This is a genomic window from Microbacterium sp. TW_SC_2 (assembly GCF_055361165.1).
The window spans coordinates 2,203,722-2,225,892 of sequence record NZ_CM143952.1 but is presented as its reverse complement, the minus strand read 5'-3'; the positions used below and the strand labels follow the sequence as shown (position 1 = coordinate 2,225,892).

The following is a 22,171-nucleotide window of genomic DNA, read 5'->3' as shown; positions in this document are numbered from 1 at the left end:
GGTGCGGAACAGCGGTGCTCCGAGCACGGCCGTCGCACCCGGATACGCTGTCTGCATGACCGAACCGATCGAGAACTTCTACGCCGTGATCCCGGCGGGTGGCATCGGGAGCAGGCTGTGGCCGCTGTCGCGTGCCGACGCCCCGAAGTTCCTGCACGATCTGACGGGGTCCGGTCATTCGCTGCTGCGCGACACCTGGGACCGTCTCGAGCCGCTCGCCGGCCCCGGCCGGATCGCCGTGGTCACCGGTCGTGCGCACCGCGCCGCCGTGGAGGCGGAGCTGCCGGGCATCGCGGACCTGAACGTCTTCCTCGAGTCGGAGCCGCGCGAATCCGCCGCCGCGATCGGACTCGCGGCCGCGATCCTGCTCCGACGCGACCCGGACGTGATCATCGGTTCCTTCGCCGCCGATCACGTGATCCGGGGGACCCGCGTCTTCGAGTTCGCGGTGCGCGATGCCGTCGAGGTGGCGCGCGAGGGGTACATCTGCACGATCGGGATCTCCCCGACCGAGCCCGCCGTCGGCTTCGGATACATCAAGAAGGGGCCTGAGCTGGTCGTGGAGGGAGCGCGCGAGGCCGCGCTCGTGGAGAGCTTCGTGGAGAAGCCGGATCTCGAGACCGCGAAGGCCTACCTCGCCGACCGCGGCTACTTCTGGAACGCCGGGATGTTCATCGCCCGGGCGAGCGTGCTCCTGGAGGAGCTCGAGGCGAACGAGCCCGAGCTGCACGCGGGGCTGATGGAACTGGCCGAGGCCTGGGACGACCGCGAGCGGCGAGGGCCGGCCGTCGACCGGATCTGGCCGCGCCTGAAGAAGATCTCGATCGACTACGCGGTCGCGGAGCCCGCCGCCCGCAGCGGTCGGCTGGCCGTGGTGCCCGGCCACTTCGACTGGGACGACGTCGGCGACTTCGCCTCGCTCACCAAACTGATCACGCACGGCCGCAAGAACGACCTCGCCGTGCTCGGCCCCAACGCACGAGTGCTCACGGACGGAGCGAGCGGCATCCTGGTCAGCCAGACCTCGCGGGTGATCAGCCTGGTGGGGGTGAAGGACATCGTGGTGGTCGACACCCCGGATGCGCTTCTCGTGACGACCGTCGAGCACGCGCAGCGGGTGAAGGGCGTCGTCGAGTCGCTCAAGCTCACCGGTCGCAGCGACGTGCTCTGATGAGCGCGTCCGCCTGCTCATCGGCGCGTTGATTCCAGGTTCATAACCATTCACTGGCATCGGGGCCAGCGGAGTGCGCGATCGCGGAAACAGTAGGTAACTTTGATCGATCCGCGAGGGCCGCGGTTTCGTTGAGGGAGGCATCAGTTGACCATCTCCACCACCAAGAAGCTGCTGGGCGCGACCATCGCTGCTGGCGTCGTCTTCGCACTCGCCGGCTGTGGCCAGGCACCGGCTGAATCGGGAAACGGCGGCGGCGACGCCGCAGCTCCTGATTTCCTGCCCTGCATCGTCTCCGATGAGGGCGGCTTCGACGACAAGTCGTTCAACCAGCTCTCGTTCGAGGGCGCCACCAAGGCTGCCGAAGAACTCGGTGTCGAGCTCAAGGACGTCCAGTCCAACGCCGAGACCGAATACGGCCCCAACATCACCAACCTCGTCGACGAGAACTGCAACGCGATCGTCTCGGTCGGCTTCGCGCTCTCCGCCGCCACGGTCGAGGCCGCCACGGCCAACCCCGACATCGACTTCATCCTCGTCGACGACGCGGCCGACAACGACTTCGACGGCACCAAGGACGCCGACAACGTCAAGCCGCTGCTCTACGACACCGCTCAGGCCGCTTTCCTCGCCGGCTACCTCGCCGCGGGCTACTCCGAGACGGGCAAGGTCGGCACGTTCGGCGGACGCGAGTTCCCGACCGTGACGATCTTCATGGACGGCTTCAAGCAGGGCGTCGACCACTACAACGAGGTCAAGGGCGCCGACGTCGCGGTCGTCGGCTGGGACGGCACGACCGGCTCCTTCACCGGTGGCTTCGAGGCCAACCAGGACGCCAAGCAGGTCGCGGTCAACATCCTGGACCAGGGCGTCGACGTGATCTTCCCCGTCGGCGGCCCGATCTACCAGTCGGCTCAGCAGGCCATCAAGGAGTCGGGTGAGGACATCGCCCTCATCGGCGCGGACGCGGACCTCTACGTGACCGACCCGAGCACGGCCGATGTCGTGCTGACCTCGGTGCTGAAGGCCATGGACCTCTCCACGTACGAGGCGGTCCTCTCGAGCGGCAACGACGAGTTCGACCCGGAGGCCTACGTCGGCACCCTGGAGAACGACGGAGTGGGCATCGCGGACCTGCACGACTTCGCGGACAAGGTCGACGCGACCCTGCAGGACGAGGTCACGCAGCTGCGTCAGGACATCATCGACGGCACGGTGACCGTCACCTCGTACCTGAGCGAGTGACATCCTGAGAACGGGGAGGCCGATCCGTCGGCCTCCCCGTTCTGTCCTGTCGGGAGTCGCTCCCGACCGATGGTTCTGCTGAATAGGATCGACAACATGAAGCTTGAACTCCGCGGCATCACCAAGAGATTCGGCACTCTTACCGCGAACGATCACATCGATCTCACCGTCGAGGAGGGTGAGATCCACTGTCTTCTCGGAGAGAACGGCGCCGGCAAATCGACGCTGATGAACGTTCTCTACGGGCTCTACCAGGCCGATGAGGGAGAGATCCTGCTGGACGACGCCGTCCAGCAGTTCGCCGGCCCCGGCGATGCCATGGCCGCCGGAATCGGAATGGTGCACCAGCACTTCATGCTGATCCCGGTGTTCACCGTCGCCGAGAACGTGATGCTCGGCCATGAGCAGACACGGTTCGGCGGTCGGCTCGACCTCACGGCCGCGCGGGCGAAGGTTCGCGAGATCTCTGCGCGGTTCGGATTCGACGTCGATCCGGATGCGCTCGTGGAAGACCTTCCCGTCGGCCTCCAGCAGCGGGTCGAGATCATCAAGGCGCTTTCCCGCGATGCGAAGGTCCTCGTGTTCGACGAGCCCACCGCGGTCCTCACGCCGCAGGAGACCGACGAGTTGATGGCGACGATGCGTCAGCTCAAGTCCCAGGGCACCTCGATCGTCTTCATCACGCACAAGCTGCGCGAGGTGCGCGAAGTCGCCGACCGGATCACCGTCATCCGTCTCGGGAAAGTGGTCGGAGAGGCGTCTCCGACCGCCTCGAACGAGGAGCTCGCCTCACTCATGGTCGGACGCGCCGTGGAGCTCACGGTGCACAAGGGACTCCCGAACATCCGCGAGAACGGGCTCGTGGTCCAGGGCCTCACGGTCACGGATCGATCCGGGATCGTCCTCGTCGATGATGCATCGTTCGAGGTGCGCGGCGGAGAGGTGCTCGCGATCGCCGGGGTCCAGGGCAACGGCCAGACCGAGCTCACCGAGGCGATCATCGGTCTGCAGGACCAGGTGCGCGGCAGCATCCGCCTCGACGGCGAAGAGCTCGTCGGACGCAGTGTGCGGCAGATCCTCGACGCCGGCGTGGGGTTCGTCCCCGAGGACCGCAGCGTGGACGGGTTGGTGAAGGAGTTCTCGATCGCGGAGAACCTGATGCTCGACCGCTCGCACGGCGGCGAGTTCGTCAGTGCCGGCACCGTGCGTCGGGCGGCGCTCGACGAGTTCGCCCGCGCGAAGATCTCCGAGTTCGACATCCGCACCCAGGGGCCCACCCAGGCGGCTGGCCGTCTGTCCGGCGGGAACCAGCAGAAGGTCGTGCTCGCCCGCGAGCTGAGCCGCGACCTGTCGCTCTTCGTCGCCGCCCAGCCGACCCGTGGTGTCGACGTCGGATCGATCGAGTTCATCCACAAGCGCATCGTCGACACGCGTGACGCCGGCGTCCCGGTGATCGTGATCTCCACGGAGCTCGACGAAGTCGCCGCCCTCGCCGACCGGATCCTCGTGATGTACCGCGGGCGCGTCGTCGGCATCGTGCCCGGGGACACCCCGCGCGACCAGCTCGGCCTCATGATGGCCGGCATGAACGGAGAGAGCGCATGAGCGCCGCAGAGCCGACAGGCCCGCTCGCAGACCCGCAGACGCCGGTCGCCCCCTCGCGCTGGCGAGTGGCCTTCCAGCAGATCGTGACGGGCAACGGGATCATCTCCGTGCTCGCGGTCCTGATCGCCGTCGTCGTCGGCTCGATCATGATCGCTGCCACCAACGAAGACGTGCAGGCCGCGGCGGGGTATTTCTTCGCTCGACCGGGAGACATGCTCGGTGCCGTCTGGAGCGCGGTCTCCGGCGCTTACGCCGCGTTGTTCCGCGGTGCGATCTACAACTTCAACGCCGATGACTTCGCCACCGGCATCCGTCCGCTGACCGAGACGCTCCGGTTCGCGACACCGCTGATCGCCGCCGGCCTGGGCGTGGGGCTCGCCTTCCGCGCCGGGCTGTTCAACATCGGCGGTCAGGGGCAGATGCTCATGGCGGCCGCGGCGGCAGGCTATGTCGCGACGAAGTTCGATCTGCCGTTCCCGCTGCACCTGCTGGCTTCGCTCGTCGCCGGCATGCTCGCCGCGGCGCTCTGGGCCGGCATCGCCGGTCTCCTGAAGGCACGCACCGGCGCGCACGAGGTGATCACCACCATCATGCTCAACAACATCGCCGTGTATCTGCTCGCGTGGATGCTGGCGACGCAGGGGATTCTGCAGGCGCCCGGCTCCAACAACCCGAAAACGGCTCCGATGCCGGACTCCGCCGTGCTCCCGCTCATCCTGGGAGACACCTACAAGCTGCACTTCGGCTTCCTCCTCGCCCTCGCCGCGGTGGCTTTCGCCTGGTGGCTGCTGGAGCGCTCATCGCTCGGCTTCCGTTTCCGGGCGGTGGGGGAGAACCCAGCCGCCGCGCGCGTCGCGGGCATCGACGTGGGCCGCATGTACCTCACGGTCATGCTGATCGCGGGTGCCCTGGTCGGCATCGCGGGTGTGAGCCAGGTGCTCGGCAGCGAGACGAGCGGCTTCGGCGGTGCGATCGACGCCGGTATCGGTTTCGACGCGATCACCGTGGCACTCCTCGGGCGGTCCTCGCCCATCGGAATCCTCGGCGCCGGTCTGCTCTTCGGGGCCTTCAAGACCGGCGGCTTCACGATGCAGTCCTCGCAGGGGATCCCGATCGAGATCGTGCTGGTCGTGCAGTCGCTGATCGTGCTGTTCATCGCCGCGCCGCCGCTGGTGCGCGCGATGTTCGGCCTCCCGCAGCCGGGGCGTCCGGCGCGGAAGAAGAACCGAGCGACGACGGCGTCGAAGAAGCAGGAGGTGTCGGCATGAGCGCCGCATCCACCACGACCCCGCAGATCGAGGCTCCGCGCACGGTCGCCGTGGTCTCCTGGAAGGCGCCGATCATCTTCGGCATCTTCACGGTCCTTTTCGCGCTGCTGCCGCTGCTGGTCTCCCGGGAGGGAGTGACCACCTTCCGGCTGGCCTCGGGCGAGGCGTTCTTCACGGTGCCGGACATCCTGCTCCCCTCCGCGGCGACGGCATGGACGGCCGTCGTGCTGCTGGCCGCGGTCACCGCGTTCTCGATCTACCTGACCGGATCGCGCCGCCGCGTTCCGCTGTGGCTCGTGGTGGTCTACGTCGCCGCGCTGCTGATCGGCTTCCTCGCCTGGGCGGCCGCCGGTGCCACCCTGCCGATGGTCGGGCTGCTCGGCGGCGCTCTCGCGCTGGCCACCCCGCTGATCTTCGGCGCCCTGGGCGGTGTGATCGGTGAACGCGCCGGTGTCGTGAACATCGCGATCGAGGCACAGCTCCTCGCCGGTGCCTTCTCCGCGGCGATCGCCGCATCCGCCGCAGGGACCCCGTGGGCCGGACTCGTCGCCGCGATGGGTGCGGGCATGCTCGTCGCCCTGGTGCTCGGTGTCTTCACGATCACGTATTTCGTCGATCAGGTGATCGTCGGCGTGGTGTTGAACGTGCTGGTGATCGGTCTCACGACCTTCCTCTTCCGGCAGGTGCTGGCACCCAACACGGAGACGCTCAACAGCCCGGAGACGTTCGCCGCGATCCCGATCCCGGTGCTGAGCGAGATCCCCGTGATCGGGCCGATCCTGTTCCGGCAGTCGTTCATCGTCTACCTGATGTACTTCGTCGTCGCCTTGGTCTGGTTCGGTCTGTACCGCACCCGCTGGGGCCTGCGTCTGCGCGCCGTCGGCGAGCACCCGCAGGCCGCGGACACGGTCGGCATCAAGGTGCTCGCGACGCGCTACCGCGCGATCCTGCTCGCCGGAGCCGTGGCCGGCCTCGGTGGGGCGTTCTACACTCTCGTCGCGGTGCCCCGGTTCAACCAGGAGATGACGGCCGGCGCCGGCTTCATCGCTCTCGCCGCTGTGATCTTCGGCAAGTGGGACCCCATCAAGGCGACGCTCGCCGCGCTGCTGTTCGGGTTCGCGACGAACCTGCAGGGCGTGCTCAGCGTCATCGGATCGCCCGTTCCCAGCCAGTTCATGCTGATGCTGCCGTACGTGGTGACGATCTTCGCCGTCGCCGGGCTCGTCGGCCGCTCGCGGGCGCCGGCCGCCGACGGCGAGCCGTACATCAAGTCCTAGGCCTGTCGAGAAGAAGGAATCATCGCAATGACAGACATCGACTGGGACGAGCTCCGTCAGGTCGCGACCGAAGCCATGGCGAAGGCGTACGCGCCGTACTCGCGCTACCGCGTGGGAGCCGCCGCGCTGGTCGGCGACGGGCGCATCGTCGCAGGCTGCAACGTCGAGAACGCCTCGTACGGGGTCACCCTGTGCGCCGAGTGCGCCCTGGTCGGTGACCTGCACATGTCGGGTGGCGGCCAGCTGGTCGCCTTCGTGTGCGTCAACAACGACGGACAGACCATCATGCCGTGCGGTCGCTGTCGTCAGCTGCTGTTCGAGCACGCCATGCCCGGGATGCTGCTGGAGACCGTCTCCGGCATCCGCACGATCGATGAGGTCCTGCCCGATGCGTTCGGGCCGCGCGCCCTTCGCCAGGCTCAGGGACCAGAGGAGTATTGAGATGACCGTAGAGCCTTTCGACGCGGTGGACGTCATCCGCGCCAAGCGTGACGGCGGCGCCGTCCCGGAGAACGCGCTGCGCTGGATGATCGACGCGTACACGCGCGGCTACGTCTCGGATGCGCAGATGGCCTCGTTCGCGATGGCCGTGTTCCAGCGCGGCATGGAACGCGACGAGATCCGCGTGCTCACGGATGCGATGATCGCCTCGGGTGAGCGGATGAGCTTCGCGTCGCTGGGGAAGAAGACGGTCGACAAGCACTCGACCGGCGGCGTCGGTGACAAGATCACCCTGCCCCTCGCCCCGCTGGTCGCGGTGTTCGGCGTCGCCGTGCCGCAGCTCAGCGGTCGGGGTCTCGGCCACACCGGAGGCACCCTCGACAAGCTCGAGTCGATTCCCGGGTGGCGCGCGGCGCTGTCGAACGAGGAGATCTTCGCCCAGATGCAGAGCGATGTCGGCGCGGTGATCTGCGCCGCGGGATCGGGGCTCGCCCCGGCCGACAAGAAGCTCTACGCCCTGCGCGACGTCACCGGCACCGTCGAGGCGATCCCGCTGATCGCGTCGAGCATCATGTCGAAGAAGATCGCGGAGGGCACGGACGCCCTCGTGCTCGACGTGAAGTTCGGCTCCGGCGCCTTCATGCAGGACATCGATCGTGCGCGTGAGCTGGCGCGCACCATGGTCGCCCTCGGCACGGACTCCGGGGTGGCCACCACGGCGCTGCTGACGGACATGAACGTGCCCCTCGGACTCGCGATCGGCAACGCGAACGAGGTGCGCGAATCCGTCGAGATCCTCGCCGGAGGGGGCCCCGCCGATGTGCGGGAGCTGACCGTCGCCCTGGCGCAGGAGATGCTCGCGCTCGCGGGTCAGCCGGATGCCGACGTGGAGCGTGCGCTGGACGACGGCCGGGCGATGGACGTCTGGAAGGCGATGATCCGCGCGCAGGACGGCGACCCCGATGCCGCTCTCCCGACGGCGCGCGAGACGCACGTCGTCACCGCGCCCGAGGACGGCGTGCTCGCGCGCCTCGACGCCCTGCCCTTCGGCGTGGCCGCCTGGCGTCTCGGTGCCGGCCGCGCCCGCGCCGAGGACCCCGTGATCCATGAGGCCGGCATCGATCTGCACGCCAAGCCGGGAGACCGTGTCGTGGCCGGGCAGCCCCTGTTCACGCTCTCGGCCGCCGATGACGCCCGCTTCCCGCGCGCGCTCGAGGCGCTCGAGGACGCCTGGGCCATCGGCTCCGAGGCACCTGCGGTGGGGTCGATCGTGCGCGAGCGCATCACGGCCTAGGCTGAGGCGGGCCCGCCTGTCCGGCGAAGACGCCCGCACGACTTCTGAGAGGAACACCATGTCGATCGAGCCGAACGGCGACGTCACGATCCAGGGCGCATCCCTGCGCAGCCTCCCGAAGGTGTCGCTGCACGATCATCTCGACGGCGCCCTGCGTCCTGCGACGATCATCGAGCTCGCGGATGCGGCGGGCATCGACCTGCCGGAGACCGATGCCGCTGCTCTGGGGCGCTGGTTCCGCTCGCAGAGCGATTCCGGCTCGCTGGTGAAGTACCTGAAGACGTTCGAGGTGAGCGTCGGCGTGATGCAGACGGCCGAGTCCCTGACCCGCGTGGCGCGGGAGTTCGTCCAGGACCTGGCCGCGGACGGCGTGATCTACGGCGAGATGCGGTGGGCGCCGGAGCAGCATCTGCGCAACGGACTCACCCTCGAGCAGACCGTCGACGCCGTGCAGCAGGGCATCGAGGAAGGCGAGGAGATCGCCGACCGCGCGGGCACGAACATCCGCGTCGGCCAGCTCATCACCGCTCTGCGTCAGAACGATCGCGCACGGGAGATCGCCGAACTCGCCGTCGCGTTCCGCGGGCGCGGAGCGGTCGGATTCGACATCGCCGGTCCGGAAGACGGCTTCCCGGCGTCGAACCACCGCGCGGCCTTCGACTACCTGGCCGACAACTTCTTCCCGGTGACCGTGCATGCGGGCGAGGCGGCAGGTCTCGACTCGATCCGCTCCGCGCTGATCGACGGTCGCGCGCTGCGGCTCGGTCACGGCGTGCGCATCGCGGAAGACCTCGAGGTCGTCACGGAAGAGGGCGACGAGGTGCAGGTGCAGTTCGGCGATCTGGCGCGGTGGGTGCGGGATCGGGAGATCCCGCTGGAGCTCTCTCCGTCGTCGAACCTGCAGACCGGCGCGGTCGCCGCCTGGGGCAAGACGCTCGCCGACCATCCGTTCGATCTCCTGTATCAGCTCGGCTTCGCGGTGACCGTGAACGTGGACAACCGCACGATGAGCGGCACCTCGCTCACCCGCGAGCTGGCGCTGCTCGTCGAGGCGTTCGAGTACGACCTCGACGACCTCGAGGCCTTCCAGTTCACCGCGGCATCCGCGGCCTTCCTCCCGGTCGAGGAGCGGGAAGAGCTCGTCGAACTGATCGCCGAGGGCTTCGACGTCTGACCGTGGTCGGCTGAGCGGATCGGCTCAGCGGTCGGTGAGCTGCGTCATCGCGAAGTCGTCGAGGAGGGCCGACACCGTCTCGTGCATCTGCTCGTCGGAGAGGCGCGGCGTGCCGTCGCCGGCCTGCGGGCCGTAGTCCCCGAAGGAGGCATGCGCGGCGCCGTCGATCTCGATGAGTTCGGCGTCGGGCGGGAGCAGATCCCGCGCGTCGGCGATCTTCTCCGGAGTCGACAGCCCGTCCTCCGAGCCTGCCAGGCTGAGCACCGCCAGTCCGGACTCCGAGATGTCCGTCGCGCAGTAGGAGCCGAAGAGCACGAGGGCATCGGCGTCGGCGGCGAGCTGGCATGCCCGGACGCCGCCCAGTGAGTGGCCCCCGACCGCCCACGTGTCGATCGCGGGTGCCGCCGCGGTGAACGCGTCGAGGCCGCGCAGGTCGAAGAAGGCGAGGTTCAACCAGGGGCGCGTGATCACGACGGTGACGCCGTCTTCCGCGAGTCCCTGCAGGATGGCGGCATACGCCCAGGGGTCGACCTTCGCCCCGGGGACGAAGACGAGCCCGACGTCGGAGTCACCCTGGACGGGTGCCAGCACGATGCCCTCCGCGGCATCCGTGACCGTGATGGCAGGGTTCTCCCGAACACTCGCCAGCGGACCGGGCTCCGCCGGCATGACGCCGACCTGGCTCCAGATGAGGACGCCGCCGAGGCCCAGCACCAGCACGACGCCCACGCTGCCGAGGATCCACCGGATGACGCGCCGGCCGCGCTTCTTCTGCATGATCCCAGGCTACGTCGTCAGCTGTCGCATCTCGTGCCGGACCGCCCGTCGATAGGCGTCCTTGTTGACGTAGTAGGCCATCCGGTCGAGTCCGAGATAGTGATAGCCGCCGGTGACGTCGGGCCACGGGGAGCCGGTCACCCGGGCACGGAACCGCTCGGCCGCCGCGGGGTCTCTCTCGACGGCGGCGAGGTAGGTCGCGAGCAGCTCCGCCTGCTCGAAGCGCCCCTGCCAGCCGATGCCCGACGCCTCGATCATGCCGACCACGGCGAGGCCGTTGAACGAGGCGGGGAAGATGTTCAGGAAGAGACGCGGTGCGGCTCCCTGCCAGGCGAGGTGCGAACGATCCACGAAGGGGTAGTCGAGCCGGTAGCCGGTGGCCAGCAGGACGAGGTCGTATTCGTCGGCGCTCCCGTCACGGAAGCGCACCGTGCGGGCATCGAAGCGGTCGACATCGGGGCGGATGCGCAGATCGCCCTGTCCGAGGTGGGTCAGCACCTGGGTGTTCACGATCGGATGCGACTCGTAGATGCGGTGATCCGGCTTCGGGAAACCGAAGCGCACGGGGTCGCCGGTGAACGCCCGCAGCACCCGGCTGTCGATCGCCTGCTTGAGGCGCGGCGGCAACGGCCGGCCCTGGTTGAGGGTGTCGCTGGGCCGGCCGAACAGGTAGCGGGGCACGAAGTGATAGCCGCGCCGCACGCTCATGTCGACGGATGCCGCGTGGTGCACGGCATCGACGGCGATGTCGCAGCCCGAGTTGCCAGCCCCGATCAGGAGCACCCTTTTGCCGGCCAGCTGCGCGGGGGAGGAGTACGCGCTCGTGTGCAGCAGCTCGCCCGCGAAGGTTCCGGAGAACGCGGGGATGCGCGGTTCGGCGAGCGTGCCGTTGGCGAGGATGACGCCCCGGTACCACCGGGTGTGCTCGCCGTCGGGGCCGACGGAGGTGAGATCCCACCCGCCGTCGAACGGCTCGAGGCCGGTGACGCGGGTCAGGAAGCGGTAGCGGTCGGCGAGCCCGAAGTGCGTCGCGTAGTCGTGGAAGTACTCCCGCAGCACCCGGTGCCCGGGGTAGTCGACCGTGGTGCGCATCGGGAACTCGGCGAACTCGGTCGTGGTGCGCGAGGAGATCAGGTGCGCGGACTCGTACACGGTGCTGCGCGGGTTCGAGATGTCCCAGAGACCGCCGACGCCGTGCGAGGCCTCGTAGCCGTCGACCGCGATGCCGCGCTTCGTGAGCGCGCGAACCGTCGCGAGACCCGATGGTCCTGCGCCGATGACCGCGTATGCACTCATGCTGCTCCCGCACCTCGCTGTGCTCGAAAACGCCCCCGCGCTCCCGATCGTATCGGGTGCGCGGGGGCAGAAGGCGTGCTGCGGCGGTCGCGGCTCAAGAGGCGGCGATGGCGTCCTGACGGGCCTGCACGGCGTCGCGGATCGGACCGAAGAGCGGATGCGCGGGGTCGAGGCCCGTGGTGCGGGTCGTGAACGTCGCGGCATCATCGGAGCGCAGCAGCTGCTGCAGCTCGACGGACTGCTCGTCCTCGGCGTCGTCGAAGTCCAGCGCGGCGGCCACTGCGGCCACGAGCGCGCTCGACGAGAGGCCGCGCTCGGCCGCCATCGCTGCGGGGCCGACGAAGCGCTCGTTGCGGGAGATCTTCCGCAGGGGCTGTCGGCCGACGCGCTGCACGGTGTCGACGAGCTCCGGGTTGCGGAACCGCTCCAGGATCGTGGCCCGGTAGGCCGCGAGGTCGTCCGGGTCGAGCCCGTGCACGGCCACGAGCACCGCCGAGGTCTCCTCCAGGGCGGCGGTCACGCGTGCGGCCACCTCCGCGTCGTCCAGGGCGTCCGAGATGCGCTCGATCCCGCGCTGCGCGCCGAAGTACGCCGCGGCGGCATGACCGGTGTTCACCGTGAAGAGCTTCCGCTCGATGAAGGGGCCGAGGGCATCGACGAAGTGCGCGCCGGGGATGTTCGGCAGGTTCCCGTCGAACGGAGCCGACTCGATCGCCCACTCGAAGTACGGCTCGACCGTGACGTCGACGCCCCCGCCGGGGGCCTGGGCGGGCACGATCCGGTCGACGGCGGTGTTCGCGAACACCGCGCGGGACAGGATCGTCTCCGCATCCGCTCCGGCGGCCTTCTCGATCTCCGCACGCAGCAGATCGGTCGCGCCGATCGCGTTCTCGCACGCCATCACCGCGAGAGGAGCGGCATCCGGAGAGCGCTCCGCGAGCCCCGCGACGATCGCCGGCGCGACGAAGCGCAGCACGGTCGGGCCGACAGCGGTCGTGACGACGTCGGCCGTCGCGATCTCCCGGGTCAGGGCATCCGGATCCGTGCGACTGTTCACCGCACGGAAGCCCGTGACGATGCGGTTGACACCACCGGGTCCGGCCTCGCGGACGGTGTAGGAGTCGACCGCGTTGATCGCGTCGACGAGCGTCTCCGCGACGTCGGAGAAGACGACCTCGTAGCCGCCCTCGTGCAGCAGCAGGCCGACGAAGCCGCGGCCGATGTTGCCCGCACCGAAGTGGACCGCCTTCATCCCTCGCTCACCGCCCATCAGTCGTTCACAGCGGAGAGCAGCGCGAAAAGCTCCTCGGGCGTCTGAGCGGCGTTGAGCTTCGCCACATCGTCGTCGTCCGAGAACAGGATCGCGATCTGCGACAGGATCTCCAGGTGCTCGTCCCCACGACCGGCGATGCCGATCACGAAGGTCGCCGGCTCTCCGGCCCAGTCCACGCCGCCGTCGTAGCGCACCACGGAGAGGGCGGAGCCCAGGATCGCGTCCTTGGTCTCGTTGGTGCCGTGGGGGATCGCGAGACCGTTGCCCATGTATGTCGAGACGGTCTCCTCCCGCTGACGCATCGCATCGACGTAGGCCGGGGTGACCGCGCCGGCGGCGACGAGGATGTCGGTGGCCTCCTGCAGCGCGGCTGCCTGGGTGCTGCTGCCGGAGTGGATGCGGACCTGGTCGAGGGTGAGAACGCTCATGGTTTTACCTTTCTGAGGATGTGGCGGTGGGGCGGATGCCGTGGCATCCGCCCCACCGGGTCTGTCACGCGTCGGCGTCGCGCTGCTCGCGCACCATCTCGACGACCTCTTCATACTGCGGCGCATTCATGAAGTTGTCGACGGAGACGTGGACGGAGTTCGGCGACTTCGACTTCGCGCGGTCGGTCAGCTGCTGCTGCGTGATCACGAGGTCGGCCGTGCCGTCGAGGTTCGCGATCGCCTGGTTGGTGACCGTGACCCCTTCGACGCCCGCCTTCTTGAACTTGTTGCGCAGGACGCTGGCGCCCATCGCCGACGAGCCCATGCCGGCGTCGCAGGCGAACACGACGTTCGAGATGCGGCGATCGGTGGCCACGCCACCCGCCGCACCGGCAGCCGCGGCGCCGGAGGAGGCGCGCAGCGCGTCCATCGCCGCGGAGGACTTGCCCTTGTTGGCCTCGGTCTGCGCGATCGCCGCGCCGAAGGTGTCGCCCTCGGCCTCGAGGTCGCGCTTGCGGGAGGCCCGCAGGATGACACCGGTGATGAGGAACGTGACCGTCGCGGCGATGACCACCGAGAGGTACACGACCACGAGGTTGCCGACGCCGCCGCCGATGGCGGCTGCCGTCACGGCGATGATGCTGCCCGGTGCGGCCGGGAAGGCCAGGCCGCCGCCGAGGAGCATGTTCGTGGTGACGCCGGCTGCTCCACCCGCGATCAGCGCGAGGATCGTGGTCGGCTTGCTCAACGCGTACGGGAAGTAGATCTCGTGGATGCCGCCGAAGAACTGGATGATCGCCGCGCCCGGAGCGGAGGCCTTCGCCGCACCGACACCGAAGAAGGTGAAGGCGAGCAGGAGTCCGAGGCCGGGACCGGGGTTCGCCTCGATGAGGAAGAGGATCGACTTACCGGTCTCCGCGGCCTGCTCGATGCCGAGCGGGGTGAACACACCGTGGTTGATGGCGTTGTTCAGGAACAGCACCTTCGCCGGCTCGACGATGATCGAGACGAGGGGCAGCAGCTGCAGCGAGACGAGCCAGTCCACCGCGGTGCCCAGCACGGTGCTGATGCCGAGCATCAGCGGACCGAAGGCGAAGAAGCCGACGATCGCGAGGATCATGCCGAGGATGCCGGCGGAGAAGTTGTTCACGAGCATCTCGAAGCCGGGGCGGATCTTGCCGTCCCACAGGCGGTCCATCTGCTTGGTGATGTAGGCCGCGATCGGACCCATGATCATGGCGCCGAGGAACATCGGGATGTTCGTGCCGACGATGACACCCATGGTCGCGATCGTGGCGACCACGCCGCCGCGCTCGCCGTAGACCATGCGTCCCGCGGTGTTGGCGATCAGGAGCGGCAGAAGGTAGGTGACCATCGGCCCGACGAGCCCGACGTAACCGAAGAAGTTGCCGCCATCACCCTCGGAGAGCGCGGTCATGGCGCCCTGCCAGTTGATCACGGCGGCATCGCCGCCGCCGCCGATGATCTCGGCGACCGGGGCCCAGTGCCAGCCGAAGGGGCTCTCGGCGCCGAAGAAGCCCTTGGGGATGAACAGCATGGTGATGAAGCCCCACGCGATGAACGCCGCGATGTTGGGCATGATCATGCCGGAGAGGAACGTGCCGAAACGCTGCACGCCCGTTCGGAGCCCGTTCGCTTTCGAAGGGGCCGGTGACGTCGTCGTCATGATGTCGTCTCTTTCTGGTGGAGGGGGAGAGCTGCGGCGGCTTCGGCCGCAGCCTGGCGTGCACCGGCGGCGTCGTCCGCCGCCAGTGCGGATTCGGCGAGGCTGCGCGCCTCGTCGAGGGTGCGCTGGGAGAGCGCGTGTCGGACATCGGCGAGGGCCGCCGGAGCCATGGACAGGCTCGTGGCACCCAGGCCGACCAGGATCACGGCGAGCAGCGGGTCGGCGGCAGCCTCACCGCAGATGCCGATCGGCTTGCCGAGGCGTGCCCCGGCCGCGCCGACCTCGCGCACCAGGCGGAGGACCGCCGGATGCCATGGGTCCTGGAATCCGGCCACCGAACCGAGCATCCGGTCGGCGGCCATCGTGTACTGCGTCAGATCGTTCGTGCCGATCGAGGCGAAGTCCGCGTGCGCCAGCACCCGGTCGGCGAGCAGCGCGCTCGCCGGGACCTCGACCATGACGCCCGGCATCTTCAGCCCGTACTCGCGAGCGAGCGCCGTGAAGTACGCGGTCTCCTCGACCGTGGTGACCATCGGCGCCATGACCCACAGCTCGGCGTCGGTGGCGGCATCCGCCTCGGCCAGCGCCGTGAGCTGCTCGCGCAGGATGTCCTCGCTCGCGCGCAGTGCCCGGAGGCCGCGCAGACCGAGCGCGGGATTCTCCTCGTGCGCGTCGTTGAGGAACGCGAGCGGCTTGTCCGCACCCGCATCGAGCATCCGCACGACGACCTTCTTGCCGGGGAATGCTGCGAGGAGCTCGCGGTACGACTCGCGCTGCTGCGCGATCGTGGGAGCCTGCTGGGCGGACAGGAACAGGAACTCGGTGCGGAAGAGACCCACGCCCTCGGCCCCGCGCGCGACGGCGTCCGCGGCATCGGCGGGCTTGCCGAGGTTGGCCAGCAGCGGCACGGGAGTGCCGTCCGCGAGGGCTCCGGGGGTCAGCGGTGCGGTGTCGGCGGCGCGGCGGGCGGCGGACCGCTGGGCGGCGCGTTCCTTCTCCTCGTCCGTCGGGTCGAGGGTCACGACCCCGGCGGCGGCATCCACGATCACGGTCTGTCCGCTGGCGAGCGAGGTCGCCTCCGCGGCGCCGACGATGGCGACGATGCCCTTCTCACGGGCCAGGATCGCGGTGTGCGAGGTGGGTCCGCCGTCGACCGTGATCAGGGCGAGCACCTGGTCGAGGTTCAGGAGCGCGGTGTCGGCCGGGGCCAGGTCGCGGGCGACGAGCACGAACGGATGACCGGGATCCGGCACGCCCGGTGCGTCGACGCCGCGGAGCCGTGCCAACACGCGCTGGGCGATGTCGTCGAGATCGGCGGCACGTTCGCCGAGGTACCCGCCGACAGCCTCGAGGGTCGCGCGGAAGCCGGCGAAGGCGTCGTGCACAGCCCACTCGGCGGTGGCGCCGCCGTCGAGGCGGGTGTCGACCTCGTCCTGCAGGCTCGGGTCCTCGGCGATCATCGCCTGCGCCTCCAGGACCTCCTGGGCGGAACCGCCCGCGGCGGCGGCGCGATCGTTCAGCTCCTGTGCGACGGCGGCGACGGCGTCGAGCACGCGGGCGCGCTCCTCGTCGGCGGTCAGCGTGCTCGGGGTCTGCTCGGGGGCGGGCAACGCCTCGGCCATGCGGACGACGGGGCCCTGCGCCACGCCGAGCCCGATCCCCACTCCGCGGAGAGTGCTCATCCGGCGGCGACCTGATCGTGGTCGGTCGTGAGCAGCTCGGTGAGGGTGTCGAGAACGGTCTCGGCGGTGTCGCCCTCGGCCGTGAGGGTCACGTAGTCGCCGTGCTCGATCGCGAGGGCGATGACGCCGAGGATGCTGGCGGCGTTGACGGCCTTGCCGGAGTCCTTCGCGATCGTGACGGCGATGCCGGACTCCTTCGCGGCCTGTGCGAACAGTTTGGCGGGGCGGGCGTGCAGCCCGTGCGATGAACCGATGCGGACGGTGCGAGAGGCGGTCATGGTGTTCCTTCCGGGGTGGTGCGGGCGTCGGTGAGAAGTGCGCGGGCGAGAGCCAGCGTGCGCTCGCCGTCCCGATCGGCGAAGACGTCGTCGGGGAGGAGGGCCACCGGCACGCTGACGGTGCGGCGGATCGCGGAGATCCGGTCGGCGAGGTGCGGTCCGATCAGGACGAGGTCCTGAGCGCCTTCCGCGACGGAGGACTCCATCCCGGCAGACGCATCCCAGGGGAGACCTGCCTCGGCGGCTGCGCGGCGAAGCCGCTGGGCGACGAACGTGCTGGACGCACCGGCGCCGCACACCACGAGGATCCTCATCGATTCCACCTTCCTGAGAACAGTCTGGGAAGAATCGGCACGGTTCACCACCAGGTTCCTTTCCGCCCCCGCGGAACATCGCCTTCCGCGCACGGCCCTCCGCTTCCTGACATCATGGGGAGACGCCGAGACAGTGCAGTCAGCACGGAGTGGGAGGGATCATGTCGCGCCAGCGCCAGGACCAGCTCCTCTCGCATCTGCTGCGGCAGCGCGGCTGGGCGACCGCGGGTGCGCTGGCCGACATCGTCGGGGTGACGCCCCGCAGCATCCGCAGCTATGTCGCGGCGCTCAACGCCCGCACGAACGGTGGCGACGCCGTCGAATCCGGTCCCGCCGGCTATCGTGCCGGTCCCGGCGCGCGAGAGGCGCTGCGCTCCCGCCAGGCCGGGGAGTCCGCTCCGCGGGACCGGTTGCACGGACTCGTCCGCACCCTGCTCGATCTGCCGGACGGCATCGACGTGTTCGACACCGCCGCCCAGCTGCACGTCAGCGAGGCCACGCTCGAAGCGGACCTGGCACGCGTGCGCGGGCTGCTCGACGGCACCGATCTGACGCTCGACCGCGACCGCGAGATCGTGCGCCTCCGCGGCACCGAGGCCGCGCAGCGCCGACTGCTCAGCCGACTCGCCCACGACGAGATGGATGCCGCCTCCTTCCACCCCGAGACGTTCCGGCGTGCGCTCTCCGGGAGCGCCGTCGCCCCGCACGCGGTCGCGCCCTTCAAGTCGGCTCTGGTGCGCGAGCTCGGCGCGCTCGGCTACTTCGTGAACGAGCTCGCGATCTCCGACGTGCTGCTGCACATCGCGATCGCGGCCGACCGGGTCGCCTCCGGTCACACGCTCGAATCGGCACCGGTGGGCGCGCGTCCTGAGATCCCCCGGGTCGGTGCCGTGATCGCGCGGCTCGCCGGCGAGCACTTCGACGTCAGCCTGGGCGAGGGCGACAGCGGGCACCTGGCGTCCCTCGTGCTCACCCGCATCGTCGCACCGGGCGAAGACGCGAGCGGAGACGTCGCGCGCAGCAGCGTCGATCCCCTGGTCGATGCGGCTGTACGCGGAGAGGTGCAGCGCGCCGCCGAGGAGTATCAGGTGGATCTCGTCGACGAGGCCTTCATCCTGCGTCTGGCCCTGCACGTGCAGAACCTGCTGCGACGGGCCGAGGAGAGTGCGCTCACCCGCAACCCCCTGACCCGCTCGCTCAAGACCTCGTATCCGATGATCTTCGAGGTCGCGGTGTCGATCGCCAGCGGTCTGCACGACCGACTGGGCGCCCCCATCCACGACGATGAGATCGCGTACATCGCGATGCACGTGGGCGGCCGGTTGGAACGGAGCCGCAAGGCGGAGTCGATCCTGACCGCCACGATCGTGTGCCCCGGCTACTACGAGCTGCACGAGCTGCTGCGCTCCAGCGTCGATCGGTCCCTGGGGTCGGCCATCGAGGTCACGAGCGTCGTGACCAACGTCGACCCCGACTGGTCCTCGTTCGACACCGATCTCGTCCTGAGCACGATCGAGCCGGGCGTGGCGGGGGATCGGTTCGTGCGCATCCAGCCGTTCCTCACCGACGCCGACGTCGACCGCGTCCAGTCGGCGGCCGGTCGCCTGCGTCGTGCGCGGCGGCTCACCCGGCTGCGCGGCGAGCTCGCCCGCTACTTCCACGCCGATGCCTTCATCTTCCCGCTGCCCGACGCCGGCGAGGAGGCGATCATCCGCCTGCTCGGCGAGCGACTGGTGCGGGTGGGGCTCATCGGGCAGGACTACATCGAGAACACGATCGCCCGCGAAGAGATGTCGTCGACCGCCTTCACCGACGCACTCGCGGTACCGCATGCGCTGCAGATGACGGCGACTCGGACGGCGATCGCGATCGGCGTCGCGGACGGCTCGGCGGCGTGGGGTGACGGCCGGGTGCAGGTGGTGGCGCTCGCCGCATTCAGCGAGGGCGACCGAGCCGCGTTCCAGACGGTCTTCGAGCAGCTCGTGGAGGTCTTCAGCGAGCGCGACAGCGTGCAGCGGATCGTGCGGAGGGCATCGAGCTTCGAGGCATTCCTCGACGAGCTCGTGGCGGTCATCGACGGCTGACGCCCTGCGACGGCCGCGCCCGGCCGGTCACCGCGGGGGGTCGAGGACCTCCGCGATCGCGTCGAGCACAGCGGCGGCCCCGGCGGCGTCCGCGGTCTCCAGCACCACCGCGTCCCCGCGTTCCAGGCCGAGGTCCATCACCGCGAGCACGCTGCTGAGATCGACCGCGACACCGGTGGCCGTCCGCAGGGTGACGGCGTGCGGATGGGCCTGCACGACCCGCACCAGTTCGGCGACCGGGCGGGCATGGGCACCGTCGTGCACGCTGATGATCACGTCTCTGCGGGGCATGCTCCGATGCTAGCCGCGCGACGACGGCGAGGGCCAGCGGCCACCGAGATCGCGGTTCAGGAGCGTTCGGCCAGCAGCGCGCGCACCCCCGCCTCGAGCTCCGCGACGGCGGTGCGTGCACCCTGCGCGTCCTCGCCCGTCGCGTCGATGTAGACCTTGAGCTTCGGCTCCGTGCCGCTGGGGCGCACGATCACTCGCGATCCGTCGGCCAGGCGGTACCGCAGCACGTCACCCGAGGGCACCTCCGGAGCCGCGTGCAGCAGATCCTCGACGGTCGAGATCGCGACGTCGCCGATGTGCGTCGGCGCCGTGGCCCGCAACGACGCCATCACGGTGCCGATGATGCTCAGGTCTTCGACGCGCACCGACACCTGGCCGCTCGCGAAGTGGCCGTAGGTGTCGCCGAGCTCGGTGAGCAGGGTCGCCAGGCTCTCGCCGCGCTCCCGTGCCTCGGCGGCGAGACCGAGGATCGCGATCGCGGCGGAGATGCCGTCCTTGTCGCGGACGGTCTCGGGGTTGACGAGGTAGCCGAGCGCCTCTTCGAAGCCGAAGACGATGCCGGGGGCGCGGGAGATCCACTTGAACCCGGTGAGAGTCTCGTGGAAGTCGAGCCCGTGGTGCGCGGCGACCGCGGCGAGGCCGGGGGAGGAGACCAGCGAGCAGGCCAGCGAGGCGCCGGGCGTGCCGGCGGCGGCCCGTGCGGCACGCGCACCCAGGAGCAGGCCCACCTCGTTGCCGGTCAGCCGACGCCAGCCGTCGGGAGCGGTGTCGTCGGGGATCGCGACGGCCAGCCGATCGGCATCCGGGTCGTTCGCCAGGATGAAGTCGGCGCGCGCGCGACGGGCCCGGGCGATCGACAGGTCCATCGCCCCCGGCTCCTCGGGATTCGGGAACGACACGGTGCGGAAGGTCGGGTCCGGCGTGAGCTGCTGATCGACCACGGCCGGCTGCGGGTAGCCCGCGACACGGAGGATGCGCGAGAGGGTCTCCCAGCCCACACCGTGCATCGCCGTGTACACCCAGCGCAGACCGGAGGCGCCGGCAGGAGCGGGCGCCACGGCGGCGGTCCGCTCGATGTAGGCATCGACCACGTCCTCGCCCGCGATCTCATAGGCGGTCGAGCGGGGGAGCGCATCGACGCCGCCCTGCGCGATCCGTGCGATGTGCGCCGCGATCTCGGCATCCGCGGGCGCGACGATCTGGGAGCCCTGATCGGCGCCGCCGAGGTAGACCTTGTAGCCGTTGTCGTTCGGCGGGTTGTGGCTGGCCGTCACCATCACGCCCGCGTCGGCGCCGAGGTGACGCACCGCGAACGCGAGCACGGGGGTCGGCAGCAGGCGGGGGAGCAGGATCGCGCGCAGTCCGGCCCCGGCGAACAGCTCGGCCGAGTCGGTCGCGAACACCCGGGAGTTCCGGCGTCCGTCGTAGCCGATGACCACGGTGGGGGTCGCGTCGCCCGCGCGCTCGCGCAGGTACGCGGCGAAGCCCGCGGCCGCCTGTGCGACGAGGACGCGGTTCATCCGGTTGCTGCCGGCGCCCAGCTCGCCGCGAAGTCCGGCGGTACCGAAGGCCAGGCGGGTGCGGAAGCGGTCGTGCAGGTCGGCTGCGGCCTCGGCGTCGCCGCCGCCCGCACGGGTGATCAGGCCCGCGAGTTCGTCGCGGGTCTGGTGGTCGGGGTCCTGACGAAGCCAGGCGCGCGCCTGCGCGAGCAGTTCGGCGTTCACAGCGCCTCGATCACGCGGGCGAGCAGGGCCGAGATCACGGGCTCGGCCTCGCGGCCGGCCTCGATCACCTCGGCATGACTGAGCGGGGTCTTCTGGATGCCCGCCGCCAGGTTCGTGATCAGGGAGAAGCCGAGGATCTCCATCCCGGCCTCCCGCGCAGCGATCGCCTCGAGCGCGGTCGACATGCCGACGATGTGGCCACCGATGTGCTTGGCCATCTGCACCTCGGCGGGGGTCTCGTAGTGGGGTCCGCGGAACTGGGTGTAGACGCCCTCGTCCAGACCCGGATCGATCGAGCGGGCGATGTCACGCAGGCGCTGCGAGTACAGGTCGGTGAGGTCGATGAAGGTCGCGCCCTCGAGGGGCGAGTCGGCGGTGAGGTTGATGTGGTCGCTGATCAGCACCGGCTGCCCGGGGGTCCAGGTCTCGCGGATCCCTCCGGCGCCGTTCGTGAGCACCATGATCGAGGCGCCGGTCGCGGCGGCGGTGCGCACGCTGTGCACGACCCGGCGCACGCCGTGGGACTCGTAGTAGTGCGTGCGTGCACCGATCACGAGCACGTTCTTGCCGTCGGGGGTGCGGATGCTGCGCAGGGTGCCGACGTGACCCTCCAGAGCGGGCCGCGAGAATCCGGTGACCTCGGTCGCGGGAACGGTCGCCACCGTCTCGCCGATGATGTCGGCGGCCTTGCCCCAGCCGCTGCCGAGCGTGAGGGCGATGTCGTGATGCTCGACCCCGGTCAGTCGCGCGATGTCGGCGGCGGCCTGCGCGGCCACCTCGAAGGGATTCGCGGCCGGGTCGTCGAGGGGGTTGCTGAGTGTTTCGGGCATGGATCCACTCTAGGAAGGTGGAGGGGCGGGTG

The 22,171-nt window shown here is 69.8% G+C and carries 20 protein-coding genes; 9 read left to right on the top strand and 11 right to left on the bottom strand.

The genetic code is table 11. From position 1 onward, the window contains the following. Positions 1-55: 55 nt before the first annotated feature. From ACWA14_RS10560 to ACWA14_RS10525, 8 genes are all read left to right on the top strand, one after another. On the top strand, positions 56-1,171 hold the full coding sequence (locus ACWA14_RS10560) for a mannose-1-phosphate guanylyltransferase (protein WP_463793175.1): 1,116 nt from the start codon (positions 56-58) through the stop codon (positions 1,169-1,171). A 147-nt stretch (positions 1,172-1,318) separates the two neighbouring features. Beyond that, complete coding sequence (locus tag ACWA14_RS10555; RefSeq protein ID WP_463793173.1) at positions 1,319-2,416, top strand: BMP family lipoprotein; 1,098 nt, start codon at positions 1,319-1,321, stop codon at positions 2,414-2,416. A gap of 96 nt (positions 2,417-2,512) precedes the next feature. After that, positions 2,513-4,021 carry an ABC transporter ATP-binding protein gene (locus ACWA14_RS10550; RefSeq protein ID WP_463793171.1) on the top strand — a complete coding sequence of 503 codons (1,509 nt, stop codon included), beginning with the start codon at positions 2,513-2,515 and terminating at the stop codon, positions 4,019-4,021. Further along, positions 4,018-5,289 (top strand): ABC transporter permease, encoded by a 1,272-nt coding sequence (locus ACWA14_RS10545; RefSeq protein WP_463793167.1) that lies wholly within the window; start codon positions 4,018-4,020, stop codon positions 5,287-5,289. Before ACWA14_RS10550 ends, ACWA14_RS10545 begins: the two co-directional genes overlap by 4 nt. Next, entirely contained in the window at positions 5,286-6,566 is a 1,281-nt protein-coding gene (locus ACWA14_RS10540; RefSeq protein ID WP_463793164.1) for an ABC transporter permease, read from the top strand. The genes ACWA14_RS10545 and ACWA14_RS10540 overlap by 4 nt, the downstream gene beginning before the upstream one ends. A 27-nt stretch (positions 6,567-6,593) precedes the next feature. Continuing rightward, the gene (locus tag ACWA14_RS10535; RefSeq protein ID WP_463793162.1) at positions 6,594-7,007 is read left to right on the top strand and encodes a cytidine deaminase; all 414 of its coding nucleotides are present in this window, start codon (positions 6,594-6,596) and stop codon (positions 7,005-7,007) included. A gap of 1 nt (position 7,008) precedes the next feature. Next, on the top strand, positions 7,009-8,301 hold the full coding sequence (locus tag ACWA14_RS10530) for a thymidine phosphorylase (protein ID WP_463793159.1): 1,293 nt from the start codon (positions 7,009-7,011) through the stop codon (positions 8,299-8,301). Between the two features lie 58 nt (positions 8,302-8,359). Further along, the gene (locus ACWA14_RS10525) at positions 8,360-9,475 is read left to right on the top strand and encodes an adenosine deaminase (RefSeq protein ID WP_463793157.1); all 1,116 of its coding nucleotides are present in this window, start codon (positions 8,360-8,362) and stop codon (positions 9,473-9,475) included. 24 nt (positions 9,476-9,499) lie between these two features. On the opposite strand, the gene ACWA14_RS10520 is transcribed toward ACWA14_RS10525, so the two are convergent. From ACWA14_RS10520 to ACWA14_RS10485, 8 genes are all read right to left on the bottom strand, one after another. After that, positions 9,500-10,252, bottom strand: a complete 753-nt coding sequence (locus ACWA14_RS10520; protein WP_463793155.1) for an alpha/beta hydrolase — start codon at positions 10,250-10,252, stop codon at positions 9,500-9,502. A 9-nt stretch (positions 10,253-10,261) separates the two neighbouring features. After that, positions 10,262-11,548: a flavin-containing monooxygenase gene (locus tag ACWA14_RS10515; protein ID WP_463793152.1), complete on the bottom strand. Its 1,287-nt coding sequence runs from the start codon at positions 11,546-11,548 to the stop codon at positions 10,262-10,264. Between the two features lie 94 nt (positions 11,549-11,642). Next, positions 11,643-12,800 (bottom strand): mannitol-1-phosphate 5-dehydrogenase, encoded by a 1,158-nt coding sequence (locus ACWA14_RS10510; protein ID WP_463793149.1) that lies wholly within the window; start codon positions 12,798-12,800, stop codon positions 11,643-11,645. 17 nt (positions 12,801-12,817) lie between these two features. Beyond that, positions 12,818-13,249: a PTS sugar transporter subunit IIA gene (locus tag ACWA14_RS10505; protein WP_463793147.1), complete on the bottom strand. Its 432-nt coding sequence runs from the start codon at positions 13,247-13,249 to the stop codon at positions 12,818-12,820. Between the two features lie 64 nt (positions 13,250-13,313). Further along, complete coding sequence (locus ACWA14_RS10500) at positions 13,314-14,936, bottom strand: PTS mannitol transporter subunit IICB (protein ID WP_463793145.1); 1,623 nt, start codon at positions 14,934-14,936, stop codon at positions 13,314-13,316. Next, positions 14,933-16,618 carry a phosphoenolpyruvate--protein phosphotransferase gene (gene ptsP / locus ACWA14_RS10495; RefSeq protein ID WP_463793142.1) on the bottom strand — a complete coding sequence of 562 codons (1,686 nt, stop codon included), beginning with the start codon at positions 16,616-16,618 and terminating at the stop codon, positions 14,933-14,935. Before ptsP ends, ACWA14_RS10500 begins: the two co-directional genes overlap by 4 nt. Next, complete coding sequence (locus ACWA14_RS10490; protein ID WP_463793138.1) at positions 16,615-16,896, bottom strand: HPr family phosphocarrier protein; 282 nt, start codon at positions 16,894-16,896, stop codon at positions 16,615-16,617. The genes ptsP and ACWA14_RS10490 overlap by 4 nt, the downstream gene beginning before the upstream one ends. Continuing rightward, the gene (locus ACWA14_RS10485) at positions 16,893-17,210 is read right to left on the bottom strand and encodes a PTS sugar transporter subunit IIB (RefSeq protein WP_463793135.1); all 318 of its coding nucleotides are present in this window, start codon (positions 17,208-17,210) and stop codon (positions 16,893-16,895) included. Before ACWA14_RS10485 ends, ACWA14_RS10490 begins: the two co-directional genes overlap by 4 nt. A gap of 161 nt (positions 17,211-17,371) precedes the next feature. On the opposite strand from ACWA14_RS10485, the gene ACWA14_RS10480 reads away from it, so the two are divergent. Next, positions 17,372-19,294 carry a BglG family transcription antiterminator gene (locus ACWA14_RS10480; protein WP_463793132.1) on the top strand — a complete coding sequence of 641 codons (1,923 nt, stop codon included), beginning with the start codon at positions 17,372-17,374 and terminating at the stop codon, positions 19,292-19,294. A gap of 27 nt (positions 19,295-19,321) precedes the next feature. On the opposite strand, the gene ACWA14_RS10475 is transcribed toward ACWA14_RS10480, so the two are convergent. Genes ACWA14_RS10475 through ACWA14_RS10465 form a run of 3 tightly spaced genes read right to left on the bottom strand, consistent with a single transcriptional unit; the run spans position 19,322 to position 22,139 of the window. Then, positions 19,322-19,585, bottom strand: a complete 264-nt coding sequence (locus ACWA14_RS10475; protein ID WP_463793128.1) for an HPr family phosphocarrier protein — start codon at positions 19,583-19,585, stop codon at positions 19,322-19,324. A 56-nt stretch (positions 19,586-19,641) separates the two neighbouring features. Continuing rightward, positions 19,642-21,309, bottom strand: a complete 1,668-nt coding sequence (locus tag ACWA14_RS10470) for a phospho-sugar mutase (RefSeq protein ID WP_463793125.1) — start codon at positions 21,307-21,309, stop codon at positions 19,642-19,644. Then, complete coding sequence (locus ACWA14_RS10465; RefSeq protein WP_463793122.1) at positions 21,306-22,139, bottom strand: purine-nucleoside phosphorylase; 834 nt, start codon at positions 22,137-22,139, stop codon at positions 21,306-21,308. Before ACWA14_RS10465 ends, ACWA14_RS10470 begins: the two co-directional genes overlap by 4 nt. Between the last annotated feature and the right edge of the window lie 32 nt (positions 22,140-22,171).